Annotated in this window: 11 protein-coding genes; 5 read left to right on the top strand and 6 right to left on the bottom strand. The window is 71.0% G+C overall.

Annotated elements, in window-relative coordinates; genetic code table 11:
- Positions 1–24 precede the first annotated feature (24 nt).
- The 4 genes from ACZ45Z_RS19385 to ACZ45Z_RS19370 all read right to left on the bottom strand — a co-directional run bounded on the left by ACZ45Z_RS19385 (position 25) and on the right by ACZ45Z_RS19370 (position 8,138).
- Positions 25–1,761, bottom strand: coding sequence for a GAF domain-containing sensor histidine kinase (locus ACZ45Z_RS19385; RefSeq protein WP_468363614.1), 1,737 nt, complete (start codon positions 1,759–1,761; stop codon positions 25–27).
- Positions 1,762–1,802: 41 nt separating this feature from the next.
- Positions 1,803–5,549 carry a thiol reductant ABC exporter subunit CydD gene (gene cydD, locus ACZ45Z_RS19380; RefSeq protein WP_468363611.1) on the bottom strand — a complete coding sequence of 1,249 codons (3,747 nt, stop codon included), beginning with the start codon at positions 5,547–5,549 and terminating at the stop codon, positions 1,803–1,805.
- Positions 5,550–5,618: 69 nt separating this feature from the next.
- Entirely contained in the window at positions 5,619–6,620 is a 1,002-nt protein-coding gene (gene cydB / locus ACZ45Z_RS19375) for a cytochrome d ubiquinol oxidase subunit II (RefSeq protein ID WP_468363607.1), read from the bottom strand.
- A gap of 9 nt (positions 6,621–6,629) precedes the next feature.
- Positions 6,630–8,138 (bottom strand): cytochrome ubiquinol oxidase subunit I, encoded by a 1,509-nt coding sequence (locus ACZ45Z_RS19370; protein ID WP_468363604.1) that lies wholly within the window; start codon positions 8,136–8,138, stop codon positions 6,630–6,632.
- A gap of 223 nt (positions 8,139–8,361) precedes the next feature.
- Between ACZ45Z_RS19370 and ACZ45Z_RS19365 the strand changes: the two genes are divergently transcribed.
- Positions 8,362–8,730, top strand: coding sequence for a cyclophilin-like fold protein (locus tag ACZ45Z_RS19365; protein ID WP_468363601.1), 369 nt, complete (start codon positions 8,362–8,364; stop codon positions 8,728–8,730).
- Between the two features lie 61 nt (positions 8,731–8,791).
- Here ACZ45Z_RS19365 and hisC read toward each other — a convergent pair whose 3' ends face one another.
- Positions 8,792–9,871: a histidinol-phosphate transaminase gene (hisC, locus tag ACZ45Z_RS19360; RefSeq protein WP_468363598.1), complete on the bottom strand. Its 1,080-nt coding sequence runs from the start codon at positions 9,869–9,871 to the stop codon at positions 8,792–8,794.
- Positions 9,872–10,278: 407 nt separating this feature from the next.
- Here hisC and ACZ45Z_RS19355 point away from each other — a divergent pair, with 407 nt between their 5' ends.
- From ACZ45Z_RS19355 to ACZ45Z_RS19340, 4 genes are all read left to right on the top strand, one after another.
- Positions 10,279–11,379 carry a LacI family DNA-binding transcriptional regulator gene (locus tag ACZ45Z_RS19355; RefSeq protein ID WP_468363595.1) on the top strand — a complete coding sequence of 367 codons (1,101 nt, stop codon included), beginning with the start codon at positions 10,279–10,281 and terminating at the stop codon, positions 11,377–11,379.
- A gap of 269 nt (positions 11,380–11,648) precedes the next feature.
- The gene (locus ACZ45Z_RS19350; RefSeq protein WP_468363592.1) at positions 11,649–12,767 is read left to right on the top strand and encodes a metallophosphoesterase; all 1,119 of its coding nucleotides are present in this window, start codon (positions 11,649–11,651) and stop codon (positions 12,765–12,767) included.
- 204 nt (positions 12,768–12,971) lie between these two features.
- Positions 12,972–13,871: a hypothetical protein gene (locus ACZ45Z_RS19345; protein WP_468363588.1), complete on the top strand. Its 900-nt coding sequence runs from the start codon at positions 12,972–12,974 to the stop codon at positions 13,869–13,871.
- A gap of 222 nt (positions 13,872–14,093) precedes the next feature.
- Positions 14,094–14,567 carry a hypothetical protein gene (locus ACZ45Z_RS19340; protein ID WP_468363585.1) on the top strand — a complete coding sequence of 158 codons (474 nt, stop codon included), beginning with the start codon at positions 14,094–14,096 and terminating at the stop codon, positions 14,565–14,567.
- 92 nt (positions 14,568–14,659) lie between these two features.
- Here the strand turns inward: ACZ45Z_RS19340 and thiC are convergent, their stop codons facing one another.
- Positions 14,660–16,438, bottom strand: coding sequence for a phosphomethylpyrimidine synthase ThiC (gene thiC / locus ACZ45Z_RS19335; RefSeq protein WP_468363582.1), 1,779 nt, complete (start codon positions 16,436–16,438; stop codon positions 14,660–14,662).
- Positions 16,439–16,550: the final 112 nt, after the last annotated feature.

Genomic DNA, 16,550 nt, shown 5'->3' with positions numbered 1-16,550 from the left:
ACCGACGCCCCACCGCCGGGGCCTCTACAGCGGGGCTTCCCAGGTCAGCGTCGTCCCGTTGCCCTCTTCGCCGAGCCCGGGGCCGTACGTGCACGACCCGCCCAGGGACTCCGCGCGCCTGGCGAGATTTCTCAGGCCGCTGCGGCGGCCGTCCTGGGGGATGCCGATCCCGTCGTCGGCGACCGTCAGCCGCACCCCTTCCGTGCCGTCCGCCAGGGTGATCGTGGCGTCGACGACGACCTCGATCCGGGACGCCCGGGCGTGCCGGAAGGCGTTCGACAACGCCTCGCGCAGTGCGGCGATCAGGTTCTTCCCGGTCAGCTCGCCGACCCGGGCGTCGACCGGGCCGACGAAGTGCGCCGACGGCTGGAACCCGAGCGGTACGGCGGCCGTGCCGATCTCGCGCAGGACCCGCGTACGCAGCCCGGACGGTGCCTCGGCCGGCCCTTGCTGGAGGGCGAAGATGGCGGTGCGGATCTCCTGGATGGTGATGTCCAGCTCGTCGACGGCCTTCCCGATGCCCTGGGCCACCTCCGGCACCACGGACCTGCGCTGGGCGCTCTCCAGCATCATCCCCGTCGCGAACAGCCGCTGGATGACGAGATCGTGCAGGTCACGGGCGATCCGGTCGCGGTCCTCGAAGACGGCGAGCCGCTCGCGGTCGCGCTGGGCGTCGGCCAGCACGAGCGCCAGCGCGGCCTGCGCCGCGAACTGGGTGGCCAGCGTCCGCTCGGCGGCGGTGTACGGGCGGGCGCCGCGGTCACGCGGCGTCGCGAGGGTGCCGAGCACCCGGCCGCCGCTCTTGAGCGGCAGCATCATGCTCGGGCCGAAGCGCGGCGCGATGGCCGTGATCATGCGGGGGTCGGTCGCCGAATCGTCGACGAACACCGGCTCGCCCGCGAGGAGTTGTTCCGCCACCGGACTGTCGGGCGGAATCCGCGTACCCATGATCCCGGCGGGTTCGTCCGCGGACACCGCGACGATCTCCAGGCCGTCCTCGTCGTCGGGCAGCAGCACGATGCCGGCCGCCGAGTCCGCCAGTTTCCGCGCCTGCTCGGCGACGACCGCCAGCGCGTCGTCCACGTCGCTACCGGCGAGGAGTTCGGTCGTCACCGCCGCCGAACCGTCGATCCACCGCTCTCGCTGCCGGGTCGCCGCGTACATCCGGGCGTTGCCGATCGCGATGCCCGCCTCGGTGGCGAGGATCCGCACCATGTGCAGGTCCTCCTCGGCGAACTCACCGCCCCCGCGCTTCTCCGTCAGATAGAGATTGCCGAAGATCTCGCCCTGCACCCGGATCGGCACTCCAAGAAAGGTCCGCATCGGCGGATGCCCGTCCGGCACCCCGGCCGACCGGGCGTCCTGGGTCAGATCGGCGAGCCGCAGCGCCTTCGGGTCGTGGATGAGCGCACCGAGCAACCCTTTGTGGCCGTCGGGCAGCGCGCCGATCCGCTGGCGTTCCCGTCCACTCACGCCGTACGTCACGAAGTCCGACAGCCCCTCGCGGGTGTCGTCGATGATCCCGATCGCGGCATAGCGGGCGTCGGCCAGCTCCGCGGCGGTTTCCACGATCCGGTCGAGGGTGACGTGCAGATCGAGGCCGGCGCCGACCGTACGCATCGCCTCCAGCAACTGCGGCACCCGCGCGGTCAGCTCGGTGGACAGGCCCCGCAGGCCGCGGGTGGCCTCGGTGGCGGCCGCCATGGGGTCGGGGCGCGGGCCCCCGTCGGTGGGGTCGGGAGGTCCTGCCGTCGCTGCCATGTCCCGAGCCTAGTAAGGGCCTATTTCGGGCGAAACTTCAGTCATGCGGGACGGGCCGCCACGGCGCCCGCGCCGGTGCTCCGGGCTCCGCCGTACGCCGCGTCCACGGCTCGCTCCCGCTCCAGCATGCGCCGGAACGGGCCGTCGGCCGCCGCCAGCTCCGCGTAGCCGCCGCGTTGGGCGACCCGCCCGCGGTCCAGGACCAACACCTCGTCGACCGCGTCGAGGCCGGTCAGGCGATGGGTGATCAGGATGGTCGTGCGGCCCTCGGTCGCGGCCAGCAGATCGGCGGTCAGCGCGTCGGCGGTGGCCAGGTCGAGGTGTTCGGCGGGCTCGTCCAGGACCAGCACGGGGAAGTCGGCGAGCAACGCGCGCGCCAGGGCCAGCCGCTGGCGCTGGCCGCCGGACAGCCGGGCGCCGTGCTCCCCGACCATGGTGTCCAGTCCGTCCGGCAGGACGCGCACCCAGTCCGCCAGCCGCGCCCGGCCGAGCGCGTCCCACAGATCCTGGTCGCCGGTATTGCGTGGCCCCGGCACGTCCGAGCCGGGCCGGGCCCGGCTCTCGGCGTCGCCGGAAGACTCCGGGCGGTTGCGGCGGGCGAGCCGCAGGTTCTCCCGCAGCGAGCTGTCGAAGAGGTGGGCGTCCTGCGCGCACAGGCCCACCAGGCGCCGCACCGCGTCCCCGTCCAGGGCTTCCGCGTCCGTCCCGGCCAGCGTGTACGTCCCCGCCTCCCGGTCCAGGAACCGCAGCAGCACCTGCGCGAGCGTGGTCTTTCCGGAGCCCGACGAGCCGACGACGGCGAGCCGCCGCCCGGCCGACAGGGTGAACCCGACGCCGTCCAGCGCCGGTTCCGCCTGCCCCGCGTGGCGTGCGGCCAGGTCGCGTACGACCAAGGGGAACGGCGCGTGCGGAGGTACGGCCGGCGCGGCCGGTTCGCGCACCGGTGCCGGGGCATCCAGCACCTCGAAGACCCGCTCGGCGGCACGCCGGGTGCGCTGGCGGTACTGCGTGGCGAGCGGCAGTCCCACCACCGCCTCGAACGCCGCGAGCGGGGTGAGCACGACGACGGCCAGCGCCACCCCGTCCAGTCGTCCCGCGTGCACCGCCTGCACGCCGGCCACCGCCGCCGCGGCGACCGTCAGCCCGCACAGCAGCGCCGAGAGTCCGGCGCCGGCCCCGGCCGCGGCGGCCGAGCGGGACGCGATCCGTGTCAGTGCCCGGTCCGCGCGCCGGGCCGCGTCCGTACGGGCCGTGAGCGCACCGGCCACCGTCAACTCGGCCGTACCGCTGAGGACATCGACGACACGGGTGGCGAGCACACCACGGGCCGGGGCCAGCCGTCGCTCCGCCCGGCGCGCCAGCGCGCCCGACAGCACCGGCACGCCCGCGCCCGCGAGCAGCAGCCCGGCGGCGAGGATCGCTCCGGCCTCCGGCAACAGCCATCCGGTGAAGCCGACGGCGCCCGCGCCGACCAGCACCGCCGCTCCCAGGGGCAGCAGCCAGCGCAGGAAGTAGTCCTGGACGGCGTCGACATCGGCCACCAGCCGGGAGAGCAGATCGCCCCGGCTGCGTTCTTTGAGCCCGGCCGGCGCGAGGCGCTCCAGCCGCTGGAAGACCGCGACGCGGACGTCGGCGAGCATCCGGAACACCGCGTCGTGCGCCACGAGCCGCTCGGCGTACCGGAAGGCGGCGCGCCCGATGCCGAACGCCCTGGTCGCTGTCACCGCCACCGCCAGGTACAGCACCGGCGGGTGCTGGGCGGCCCGCGAGATCAGCCAGCCGGAGGTGGCCATCAGACCCACCGCGCTGCCCAGTGCGAGGCTGCCCAGCAGCAGGGCGAGCGCGAAACGAGCCCGTCGGGCCCGGGCCATGCCGCGCAGGCGGGCGGGCACCGAACGGCGATCCGGCCCGCCGTGCTCCTCCGCCGCAGCAGACTGCCGGCCACTCACCGAACCCGCCGAGGCCGCGGCGTCCGGCCCGCTCCCCGTTTCACGTGAAACAGAGAAGTCGTCAGTACGCGTCACTCCGTGCGGGTGAACAGGTTTTGACCCGTTGCCCTCCGGCGTACCGCTCGTCCCCGGCAGCCGCACCACGCGATCGGCCACCGCGAGCAGCGCCGGGCGATGGACGACCATGAGGACCGTGCGGCCGACCGCCAAGCGGCGGACGGCGGCCACGATCGCCTCCTCGGTCTCCCCGTCCAGGTTCGCGGTCGGCTCGTCCAGCAGCAGGATCGGGCGGTCGGCGAGGAACGCGCGGGCGAGCGCGATGCGCTGGCGCTGACCGGCGGAGAGCCCGGCACCGGATTCGCCGAGGCGGGTCGCCGTGCCGTCGGGCAGAGCATCGATGAAGTCCAGTGCCCCGGCGTCGGCGAGCGCGGTGCGCACCGCCGCGTCATCGGTGTCGGGGCGGGCCAGTCGTACGTTGTCGGCGATGGTGCCGGCGAAGAGGTGCGGGTGCTGCGGCACCCAGGCGACCCGCCGCCGCCAGCTCTCGGGGGCGAGGGAAGCGAGGTCCTGGCCGTCCACGAGCACCCGGCCCCCGGCCGGCTCGGTGAAGCCGAGCAGCACGCTCAGCAGGGTGGACTTGCCGGCGCCGGACGGGCCGACCAGGGCGACGGTCTCGCCGGGCCGGACGTCGAAGGACGTGGCGGGGAGGGAGTCGCCGGCGCGCCCGGGGTGGCGGACCACCAGGCTTTCGACGGCCAGCGAGGTCCCCTCGGGCGCCGGTGCCGTGCCGTGCGTGCGCGGCGCCGTTTCCAGGACCGCGAAGATCTCCTCCGCGGCCGACAGGCCCTCGGCGGCGGCGTGGTACTGCGCGCCGACCTGCCGCAGCGGCAGATATGCCTCGGGGGCCAGGACCAGCACCATCAGGCCGGTGTAGAGGTCGAGGTCGCCGTGGACCAGGCGCATCCCGATCCCGACGGCGACCAGGGCGACGGAGAGCGTGGCGAGGAGTTCGAGCGCGAAGGAGGAGAGGAAGGCGATCCGCAGGGTGCGCAGCGTGGCCTGGCGGTATTCGCCGGTAATGGCGCGGATGGAGGCCGCCTGGGCCTTGGCGCGGCCGAAGACCTTGAGGGTGGGGAGTCCCTCGACGACGTCGAGGAAGTGCCCGGACAGCCGGGACAGCAGCCGCCACTGGCGGTCCATCCGGGTCTGGGTGGCCCAGCCGATCAGAATCATGAAGAGCGGGATCAGCGGGAGGGTGAGGACGATGACCAGCGCCGAGATCCAGTCGCCGGTGGCGATCCGGGCCAGGACGGCGACGGGGACGACAAGCGCCAGACCGAGCTGCGGCAGGTAGCGGGCGAAGTAGTCGTCCAGCGCGTCGATGCCGCGGGTGGCGAGGGTGGTCAGCTCGCCGGTGCGCATCTCCAGCGTGCCGGCGGGCTCGTCGGCCACACGCCCCGCCGGGCCGCTCTCCGCGTCGGCGGCATCCGGTCCGGTCTGCGGGCGCCGGACGGTGGCACCGGGGCCGAGCAGCGCCGCCCGCTCGATCAGCCGCGTCCGCAGCTCCGATTTGACCGCCGCGCCGGCACGGTGTGCGGCCAGTTCCGTGAGCCAGGAGATCAGGCCCCGGCCGACGGAGACCGCGGCGAGCAGGACCATCGGTGTGGTCAGAGCACCGACGTCGAGGTCGCGTTGGAAGGCGCCCACCACGATCTCGGCGATCAGCATGGCTTGGCCGATGACCAGGCCCGCACCGGCAAGCCCGAGCACCACCACCGCGATGAGGAAGACGCGGGTGGCGCGGGCGTATCGGAGCAGGCGCGGGTCGATCGGTTTCACGTGAAACTTCCGTCCTGATGAGCCTGAGTCCGCCCCCGAAGGGGCGGGCTCACGTCGTGCGAATCGCTGCTAGTGGGCGTCGGCGATGTGCTGGGTGCCGATCCGCTTGCGGAACACCCAGTACGTCCAGCCCTGGTAGAGCAGCACGATCGGTGTGGCGATCCCGGCACACCAGGTCATGATCTTCAAGGTGTACGGGCTGGACGAGGCGTTGCTGACCGTCAGGCTCCAGCTCTCGTTCAGCGTGGAGGGCATGACGTTCGGAAAGAGGGTCAGGAACAGCATCGCGACCGCGGCCACGATGGTGATCCCCGAGAACGCGAACGCCCATCCCTCACGACCGAGTTGATTGGCGCCGAGCGCCGCGACCAGTGCCACCACCGCGACGATCGCGGCGACCAGGCTGGCACCGTCCCCCTTGTCGGCCTGCGTCCAGCCCAGGAAGCCGACCGCGAACACGGCGGCGATCAGACCGACCACGGTCGCCATCCTGCGCGCCCGTTCCCGGATGTCACCCAGCGTCTTGAGCGAGGCGAAGACCGCACCGTGGAAGGTGAACAGGGCCAGCGTGAGCAGCCCGCCGAGTAGGGCGTAGGGGTTGAGCAGGTCGAGGAGGTTCCCGACGTACTCCTTGTGCGCGTCGATCTTCACGCCGCGCACGATGTTGCCGAACGCGACTCCCCACAGCACCGCGGGGATCAGCGAGGTCCAGAAGATCGCGTGCTCCCAGTTCCGCTGCCAGCGCTCCTCGGGCCGCTTGGCGCGGTATTCGAAGGCGACACCGCGCACGATCAGGCAGACCAGGATGAGGAGCAGGGGCAGGTAGAAGCCGGAGAAAAGGGTGGCGTACCACTCGGGGAAGGCGGCGAAGGTCGCACCGCCCGCGCTGAGCAGCCACACCTCGTTGCCGTCCCAGACCGGGCCGATGGTGTTGATCAGTACGCGCTTCTCGCGGCGGTCCCGGGCCAGGAGCTTGGTCAGGACACCGATCCCGAAGTCGAACCCTTCGAGGAAGAAGTACCCCGTCCACAGGACGGCGATGAGAACGAACCAGACGTCGTGGAGTTGCACGGTCGCCTCCTAGTACGAGAAGGCCATCGGCCGGTCGGCGTCTGTGCGGTCGCCGCCGATCTTGGTGGGCGGGTTGAGGTCGGAGTCGGAGAGTTCCTGGGGTCCGGCCTTGATGTACTTCACCAGCAGCTTGACCTCCACCACGGCGAGGATCGCGTAGAGCGTGGTGAAGACGATCATCGAGGTGAGCACCTCGCCCTGCGAGACACCCGGGGATACCGCGTCGGAGGTGCGCAGCACGCCGTAGACGACCCAGGGCTGGCGTCCCATCTCGGTGAAGATCCAGCCCCAGGAGTTGGCCAGGAGCGGGAAGCCGAGGGTGACGAAGGCGAGCGACCAGTACCACTTGGTCAGGCGGGCGCCGAGTTCCTTGTTCTTGGTCAGGGCGAGCCGGGGTGGTTCCTCGTCCCCCGTCCGCAGTGCCGGGGCGAGCCAGAACTTCTTGCGGGTGAGCCAGAGCCCGGCCAGTCCCAGAGCGAAGGACGTCATGCCGAAGCCGATCATCCAGCGGAAGCCCCAGTAGGCGACGGGGATGTTGGGCCGGTAGTCACCGGGCCCGTACTTCTCCTGCTCGGCCTTGTTGACGTCGTTGATGCCGGGGACCGGTGAGGTGAAGTCGTTGTGGGCGAGGAAGGAGAGGAGGCCGGGGATCTCGACGGCGACCTTGTTGTGGCCCTGGTCGACGTCGCCGTAGGCGAAGACCGAGAACGGCGCCGGCTCCTCCTTGTCCCACAGCGCCTCGGCCGCGGCCATCTTCATCGGCTGCTGCCGGAACATGACCTTGCCCAGCGAGTCACCGCTGATCGCGGTGAGCATGCCGGCGATGACCAGGGTTATCAGTCCCAGCCGCAGCGAGGTGCGCATCACCTTGATGTGCTTGCGGCGCATCAAGTGGAAGGCGGAGATGCCGACCATGAACGCGGCGCCGGTCAGGAAGGCCGCCGTCAGCGTGTGGAAGACGACGACGAGGGTGGTGTCCTGCGTCAGTACCTTCCAGAAGTCGGTCAGCTCGGCACGGCCGTTGGCGGCGTTGTACTTGTAGCCGACCGGGTGCTGCATCCACGAGTTGGCCGCGAGGATGAAGTAGGCGGACAGGATCGTGCCGATCGAGACCATCCACATGCAGAAGCAGTGGATCTTCTTGGGCAGCTTGTCCCAGCCGAAGATCCACAGGCCGATGAAGGTGGACTCGAAGAAGAACGCGATGAGCGCCTCGAAGGCGAGCGGGGCACCGAAGACGTCCCCGACGAAGCGCGAGTAGTCGGACCAGTTCATGCCGAACTGGAACTCCTGGACGATGCCGGTGACGACACCCATCGCGATGTTGATCAGGAACAGCTTGCCCCAGAACTTGGTGGCCTTGAGGTACTTCCGCTTGCCCGTCCGTACCCATGCGGTCTCGAGTCCGGCCACCAGAGCGGCGAGGGAGATCGTCAGGGGGACGAACAGGAAGTGGTAGACGGTCGTGATGCCGAATTGCCATCGCGCCAGAGTCTCTGGCGCCAACGCCAGTTCCACGTCGTTCTCTCCTTACGTCGCCGTGCACACGGCAAGTCGCCCCCTTTGACCCACGCGAAGCATGACAAGAGGGACGCGCTTGTGAACGCGTTCACATTCACAAGCAATTATCTCTCACGCCCCCTCGGCCTTCCCTATGGGGGGTACGTGACTGCCGTCACGTAGGAATCCAGGGCGCGCGGCCCCTTCCCCCGGGCTTCAACATATTGTTGAATTCGACGCCATGAAGATCCGTATTTCCTGGCCCGCCGGCCAGCTCACCGCGACCCTCGACGACACCCCGACCGCCGCGGCACTCATCGCCGCACTCCCGCTCGGAGCCACCGCCCACACCTGGGGCGAGGAGGTTTACTTCGACACCGGGCTCACCCCGGCGCTGGAAGCCGGCGCCCGCCAGGTCGTCGAGCCCGGCACCGTCGCCTTCTGGACCGAGGGCAACGCCCTCGCGCTCCCCTACGGGCCCACCCCGATATCCCGGGGCGACGAATCGCGCCTGGCCTCGCCCTGCAACGTGCTCGGCCGCATCGACGGCGACCCCCGCCTGCTGGCCACCGTCCGCGGCGGCGACCCGATCCGGGTGGAAAAAGCGTGAGGCCGCAGGTCAACTGACCTACGGCCACATCTGGACAGCGGGCGTCACGGCGCCCCGCGGGTCACAGCGCCTTGCGGAACTCCTCCGCGGCCCGCAGGAACAGATCCATCGCCGCGCTCTCGCCGATCGTCACCCGCACACCTTCACCGGGGAACGGCCGCACGACGACACCGGCCCGCTCGCACGCCGCCGCGAAGTCCGCCGTACGGTCCCCCAGCCGCAGCCACACGAAGTTGGCCTGCGTCTCGGGGACCGTCCAGCCCTGCCCGACCAAGCCGTCGTACACCCTCGCCCGCTGGGCGACCAGCGCGTCGACGCGCTCCAGCAGCGCCGCCTCACTGCGCAGCGAAGCCACCGCGGCCTCCTGCGCCAACTGGCTCACCCCGAACGGGACCGCCGTCTTGCGCAGCGCGGCGGCCACCGGCTCGTGCGCCACCGCGAAGCCGATCCGCAGCCCCGCCAGGCCGTACGCCTTCGAGAAGGTGCGCAGAACGCACACATTGGGGCGGTCGCGGTAGAGCTCGATGCCGTCCGGCACCTCGGCGTCGCGGATGAACTCGCGGTATGCCTCATCCAGGACCACCAGCACATCGCTCGGCACGCGCTCCAGGAAGGACTCCAGCTCGGCGCGGCGTACGACGGTGCCCGTGGGGTTGTTGGGGTTGCAGACGAAGATCAGCCGGGTGCGTTCGGTGATCGCGGCGAGCATCGCGTCCAGATCGTGCACCTCGCCGGAGGTCAGCGGCACCTGCACCGGCGTCGCCCCGGACACCTGCGTGATGATCGGGTACGCCTCGAAGGAGCGCCAGGCGTAGATCACCTCGTCGCCGGGCCCGGACGTCGACTGAACGAGCTGCTGGGCCACGCCCACCGAGCCCGTGCCCGTCGCCAGATGCTCCACAGGGACCGAGAAGTGCTCCGCCAGCTCCGCCATCAGGGCCGTGCAGGCCATGTCCGGGTAGCGGTTGAAGGATCCCGCGGCGGTCACCGCGCTCTCCAGGACACCGGGCAGCGGCGGATAAGGGTTCTCGTTGGAGGACAGCTTGTAGGCGACGGGACCGTCGGCCGCCGCCGGCCGGCCCGGCTTGTAAGTGGGGATGCCGTCCAGCGCAGCACGCAGCTTCGGGGTCTTCTCGCTCACCGCAGGTCCTCCTCGACCATCCCGCTCAACTCCAATACTGCACACCTTATGAGGATTACCCCCTGCCGCGTCAGTCCCCAGCTCCGCGGGCGTCGCCCGACGGCGTACGGCACCGCCGCTGCGGCCGCCCCCGGCGCGAACCGTTTGAAGTGCGCCTCTCGCTTCTTCGTGCGCCGGTGGTCCGCGCCGTGGCGCGCGTCCCCCGTGAAGGTGACTTGAGACCTCTTCGAGACCTCGCCCGATCAACAGGGGAAGGCCACCGGCCTCCACTCAAACAAGCACGTGGAACACCAACTCTCTTTGATTCCACGGCCATTGACGGATCACCGCCGTGCAGAAACGTGCCTTTTGCCAAGCCTGGGCGGACTGCCGCGAACGGCGGCGCCGAGCCCTACTATCGGCTCGCCATGACAGCAGCAGGGAAGCACCAGGTGAGCCGGTCGACCGGTCGCCGGCTGGGGCGGGCGGGCATCCGGGACGTGGCCGCCGCAGCCGGTGTATCGATCACGACTGTCTCCGACGCGCTCAACGGCAAGGGCCGGCTTCCGGATGCCACCCGTAGCCATGTCCGCGAGGTGGCCGAACGGCTGGGCTACCGCCCGTCCGCCGCCGCCCGCACCCTCCGTACCGGCAAGTCAGGACTCATCGGCCTGACCGTGACCACGTACGGGGATGAACCTTTCACCTTCACCGAATTCGCGTACTTCGCCGAAATGGCCAGAGCCGCCACCTCCGCGGCCCTGGCGCGCGGCTACGCGCTGGTCATCCTCCCCGCCACCTCCCGCCACGACGTGTGGTCCAACGTCGCCCTCGACGGCACCGTCGTCATCGACCCGGCCGACGGCGACCCCGTCGTCACCGAACTCGTCCGGCACGGCATCCCCGTCGTCTCCGACGGCCGCCCCGGTGGCAGCCTCCCCGTCACCGGCTGGGTCGACAACGACCACGAAGCGGCCGTCCTCGGCCTGCTCGACCACCTCGCCGACGCCGGCGCCCGCCGCATCGGCCTGCTCACGGGCAACACCACCGACACCTACACCCGGCTGTCGACCACCGCCTACCTGCGATGGTGCGAACGGATGGGCCAGGACCCGGTGTACGAGTCCTACCCCGCCCACGACCCGTGCGCGGGCGCCGTCGCCGCCGACCGGCTGCTGGCCCGCCCGGACCGCCCGGACGCCGTCTACGGCCTCTTCGACCCCAACGGCACCGACCTGCTCGCCGCCGCCCGGCGCTACGGCTTACGCGTACCGGAAGACCTGCTGCTGGTCTGCTGCAGCGAGTCCACCGTCTACGCCACCACCGAGCCGCCCATCACCACCCTCTCCCTCAAGCCGCGCCGCATCGGGACCGCCGTCGTCCAGATCCTCATCGACGCCATCGAGGGGCTGGACAGCGGCCGGCCCATCGAGCAGGTGATACCGACCGATCTGATCGTCCGGACCTCCTCCCAACGGCGGTTTCCACGAACGAAGGTCATCCCCCCACGAGGACCCGCCGGCGACTGACCGTGCTCCGGTGAGCGGGGAAGGAGCTCACCGGCTACCAGCGGGCGCCACCTTCGGCCAGGAAAAAAGGGGGCGATCCCGGGACAAATCAGCCGCGAACGCCGGGCTCTGGCCGATTGACCACCCCCGGGTGCGTCACAACCCGCGAGCGGCATTCCTATGATGGGCGCACGACACCGCGGACCGCCGTCGACCAGGCAAAGGTCCGAGAGGTGCACGGCGGCGCGACGGTGGAGGGGTCGATGACTCAGGGGGCCAGTGAGGGACCCATGGTGTGGACCATGGCGGAACGAACTCCGGCGTCTCCTCCGCCACCCGTAACGCCCTCCGGCATGACCACCATCGGGTCCGCCGGACCGCCTCCGATGCCGCCGGTCGGACCGCCGCTCCACCTGCCCGCGGGCCCCCCGTCCGCCGCGCCCCTCGCGCCCCAGGCCGAGCCGTCCGCGGACTACACCCCCACCGCACGCGACCTCCCGGTCATCCACGCGGGCCGTACGGACACGCTCATCGACCACCCGTCCGTCGTCCCCGTGCCCGAAACCGGCCCGGACGGCGACGCCTCCGAAGGCATGGGTCCGCTGTACGTCGTCGGCGACGTCCACGGCTACTACGACGAGCTCCGCGAGGCGCTCGCCGCCGAAGGACTCATCGACGCCGACGGCAACTGGGCGGCCGGCAACGCCCGCCTGTGGTTCCTCGGCGACTTCACCGACCGCGGCCCGGACGGCATCGGCGTCATCGACCTCGTCATGCAGCTCTCCGCCGAGGCCGCGGCCGCCGGCGGCTACTGCAAGGCCCTGATGGGCAACCACGAACTCCTGCTGCTGGGCGCCAAGCGGTTCGGCGACACGCCCGTGCAGTCCGGGGCCGGCACCGCCTCCTTCCAGGCCGCCTGGCTCCTCAACGGCGGTCAGAAGACGGACATGGACCGTCTGGAGGACCATCACCTCCAGTGGATGGCCCGCCTGGACGCCGTGATGGAGGAGGACGGGCATCTGCTCGTGCACTCCGACACCACCGCCTACCTCGAATACGGCGATTCCATCGAGGCCGTCAACGACACCGTCCACGACGTGCTGACCCGTAGCGACGCCGACGAAGTGTGGGATCTGTTCCGCAAGTTCACCAAGCGCTTCGCCTTCCGTGACGAGTCCGGGTCGCAGGCGGTGCGCGAACTGCTCGACGCCTACGGCGGCACCCGCGTCGTCCACGGCCACAGCCCGATCCCGTATCTGCTCGGCGAGGTCGGCACCGAGGACAGCGACGGCGACGGCAGCGCCGTCGACGGTCCGCATGTTTACGCCGACGGTCTGGCCATCGCGATGGACGGCGGCATCACCATGGCCGGAAAACTGCTGGTCGTTCAGCTTCCGCTGGCCGGCTGAGGATTAGCCGGGACTGCGCGCCCCGGGCCGGTGAGAGGCCGGCCGGGGGCGCGATCCGGTCGCGGCATTACTCAATTTCCGCAAACTCTCTGTCACCTCGTGCGGGAGGCGCTCTACCATCGGTCTATCCGTAGCAGGCTCTCCTCCGTTTCCGCCCACCGCCCGGCCCAGGCCGGCCCGTACGGCCCTACGGAGCATCGGGGGATGCACATGAACAGCGCTCCGCACCTGCTGAACGAGGACCGCGAAGAATTCGCGCGGCTCCTTGATGAAGCGCTGCGTACCGCCGAATACCGCCCGGACGATTTCGCCCCCGGCGCGGGAAAGCACCTCAACACCGAGCAACTCCGCACCCTGGCCCTGGGGGCGACCGCCTCCATAGCCGCGTCCGCGACGGCCGAATACCACCGGTATGTGCGCCTCCGTGCGGAGCTGCGCGCGCCGGCGTCCACGCCCTCGGGCACCACGGAGAGCGGCGAGGAGAGGGACGACGCCTCCGGTGGGGCTCTGGGTCCGGCCACGGCCGGAGGCGAGGACGCCGAGGCGGCCGGGGCCGGACTGGCCGCCATGATCGCCGTCCTCGCGCCCGTCCTCGCCGGTATCGCCGCGCTCCTGTTCCTCCTCATCGGCTACGTCCTGCGTACCGTCAGCCCCGGGGAATCCGCGGCCCAGCCGCTGATCAGCGTCGGTTGGATCTTCGCCGCGCTGACCGCCGCGGGCTCGCTCGTCGCCATGGGCGGACTCGTCATCACGGCGCTGCGCAACGGCTCCGCGCCACCGCGGGAGGCAGGCGCGGAGGCCCTGCGCGAGGAGTTGGAACGGGCTCGCGAGGCGTGGCGGCAGGCCCTGATGGAGCGCGGCCTGCTCCCGTTCCTCCGCGCGGCCCTGACCAACCCCCCGGCCGCCGTGGACGCGCACCCTGACCGCGCCCCGGGGCGGCCCCCGCATCCCTCCCCGGCTCCCAAAAGCCGCATACCCACCCTCGGTTACTCCCGCCCCGACTTCACCAGCCCCGACAGCGGCTCCTCCGCCTCCCGGCCCCGCTACTCCAGCCCGGACTTCACCAGCCCCGATCACGGCGGGCCGGAAAACCGGCCGGAATAGCGCCGCGACAGCGTCCGGTCCGCGCGCCGGACGTCCGGCGGACCCCGCCTGACCTGCCGTTCCCGAGGCGGTGCATGATGACGCCGTCGGACGCCGTCGGGGCGGCCCGGGCAGCGGGGGCGGCAGATGCCGAACGCCACGGAACGATCCGCGAAAGCGTCGTGGGGATGGGCTCCCCGCCCGCCACTCCCCCCGCCCCGCACGTCGCTCGCCCTTCGCCTCGTGCTGGGCTCGCTGATCGCGATAGCCCTCGTGCTCGCCCTCCCCATGGCGCTGCTCATCCTGGTGTTCATCGGCCGGCTGATCCCGCTGCCCGAACCGGAAGGAAAGCCGTTGACGCTGCCGAAGAGCGCGGCGGTGGGGACCTGGGTGGACGAGCGGGGCGGCAAGCTGGTCCTGGCCGCCGACGGCACGTTCCGCAGCGTCGGCGCCTGCGGCGACTACGTCGACTTCGGCTCCGACAGCGCCTCCGGGGACGAATTCCGCCCGGCGAGGACGGGAACCGGGCACTGGGAAGCGCGCGAGGCGTTCCCCGAGAAGGAGGCGACCGAGGTGCACCTGGAGTTCGGCCCCGGTGGGGTGGACGCCTTCTACACCGCGCGGGGCACCGTCGAAAAGCCCCTCATCTGGTCCTACCTCGGCGATCCCGACTCCGGGGAACTCTGCGTCCTGCGGAAGAGGACCGCGCGGCGGTGAGCGCGGCGGTGAGCGCGCCCACGGTCACCCGTGCGGCCGGCGGCACGTCCCGGGCCACGGAGGCGTGACCCGGGACGGGCCGACCGGCGCCGTCACTCTGCGAGCGGCAGGTACACGCGGTTGCCCGACGCCGCGAACTCCTTGGACTTCTCGGCCATTCCGGCCACCGGGTCGATCGCCAGGTCGCCGCCGTGCTCGCGGCGGATGTCCTGGGAGATCTTCATCGAGCAGAACTTCGGGCCGCACATCGAGCAGAAGTGGGCCGTCTTCGCCGGCTCGGCCGGCAGTGTCTGGTCGTGGAAGGACCGGGCGGTGTCCGGGTCGAGGGCCAGGTTGAACTGGTCTTCCCACCGGAACTCGAAGCGGGCGTCGGAGAGGGCGTCGTCCCATTCCTGGGCGCCCGGGTGGCCCTTGGCCAGGTCCGCCGCGTGGGCCGCGATCTTGTAGGTGATGACGCCGGTCTTGACGTCGTCGCGGTCCGGCAGGCCCAGGTGCTCCTTGGGCGTGACGTAGCAGAGCATCGCGGTGCCCCACCAGGCGATCATCGCGGCGCCGATGCCGGAGGTGATGTGGTCGTAGGCGGGCGCGATGTCGGTGGTCAACGGGCCGAGCGTGTAGAACGGCGCCTCTTCGCAGATCTCCTGCTGGAGGTCGATGTTCTCCTTGATCTTGTGCATCGGGACGTGCCCCGGGCCCTCGATCATCGTCTGCACGCCGTGCCGCTTGGCGATGGTGTTCAGCTCGCCGAGCGTACGCAGCTCCGCGAACTGCGCCTCGTCGTTGGCGTCCGCGATGGAGCCGGGGCGCAGGCCGTCACCGAGGGAGTAGGTGACGTCGTAGGCGGCGAGGATCTCGCAGAGCTCCTCGAAGTGGGTGTAGAGGAACGACTCCTGGTGGTGCGCCAGGCACCAGGCGGCCATGATCGAGCCGCCGCGCGAGACGATGCCGGTCTTGCGGCGGGCGGTGAGCGGGACGTAGCGGAGCAGCACGCCGGCGTGCACCGTCATGTAGTCGACGCCCTGTTCGGCCTGCTCGATGACCGTGTCCTTGTAGATCTCCCAGGTCAGCTCCTCGGCCTTGCCGTCGACCTTCTCCAGCGCCTGGTAGAGGGGCACGGTGCCGATGGGGACGGGGGAGTTGCGCAGGACCCACTCGCGGGTGGTGTGGATGTTCCGGCCGGTGGACAGGTCCATGACCGTGTCGGCGCCCCACTTGGTGGCCCAGGTCATCTTGTCGACCTCCTCCTCGATGGAGGAGGTGACCGCGGAGTTGCCGATGTTGGCGTTCACCTTCACCAGGAAGTTCTTGCCGATGATCATCGGCTCGATCTCCGGGTGGTTGATGTTGGCCGGCAGGACCGCGCGGCCGGCGGCGATCTCGTCGCGGACGAACTCGGGCGTGACGTTCTCGCGGAGGGCGACGTACTCCATCTCCGAGGTGACCTCGCCGCGCCGGGCGTACGCGAGCTGCGTGACGGCGGCGCCGTCCCGGCCGCGGCGCGGCTGGCGGGGGCGGCCGGGGAAGACCGCGTCGAGGTTCTTGAGGCCGCCGCGCGGCGAGGTGTGCTTGACGCCGTCGTCCTCCGGCCGCATCGGCCGGCCCGCGTACTCCTCGGTGTCTCCGCGCGCGATGATCCAGTTTTCCCGCAGCGGCGCGAGGCCGCGGCGGACGTCGGTTTCGATGTTCGGGTCGGTATACGGACCTGACGTGTCGTACAGCGTCACGTGCTTGCCGTTGGTGAGGTGCACCCGCCGGACCGGGACCCGGAGGTCCGGGCGCGATCCGGAGACATAGCCCTTGTGCCAGCCGATCTGCGGCTCACCGCTGCCGTCGGCGGCGTTTTCGGGCGTGCGTGCATCCTGCAGAGTCATCTTGACCCAACTCCCTACGCCGGCATTACCCGGTAACAGGTTCGGCGGTCGACGCAGCGGCTTCCGTGGAGGCGTACTGGCATCTGCCAGACGTCCGCGGAGGTCAGCGCCC

Source organism: Streptomyces sp. NPDC031210, assembly GCF_055570395.1.
This window is presented reverse-complemented; position numbering and strand designations above follow the sequence as displayed.

Bases quoted from the DNA above. Each gene is read 5' to 3' on its own strand.
- ACZ45Z_RS19350 (WP_468363592.1), top strand. From the start codon at position 11,649: ATGGTGTGGACCATGGCGGAACGAACTCCGGCGTCTCCTCCGCCACCC.
- ACZ45Z_RS19385 (WP_468363614.1), bottom strand. From the start codon at position 1,761: ATGGCAGCGACGGCAGGACCTCCCGACCCCACCGACGGGGGCCCGCGC.
- thiC (WP_468363582.1), bottom strand. From the start codon at position 16,438: ATGACTCTGCAGGATGCACGCACGCCCGAAAACGCCGCCGACGGCAGC.
- ACZ45Z_RS19365 (WP_468363601.1), top strand. From the start codon at position 8,362: ATGAAGATCCGTATTTCCTGGCCCGCCGGCCAGCTCACCGCGACCCTC.
- ACZ45Z_RS19355 (WP_468363595.1), top strand. From the start codon at position 10,279: ATGACAGCAGCAGGGAAGCACCAGGTGAGCCGGTCGACCGGTCGCCGG.
- ACZ45Z_RS19345 (WP_468363588.1), top strand. From the start codon at position 12,972: ATGCACATGAACAGCGCTCCGCACCTGCTGAACGAGGACCGCGAAGAA.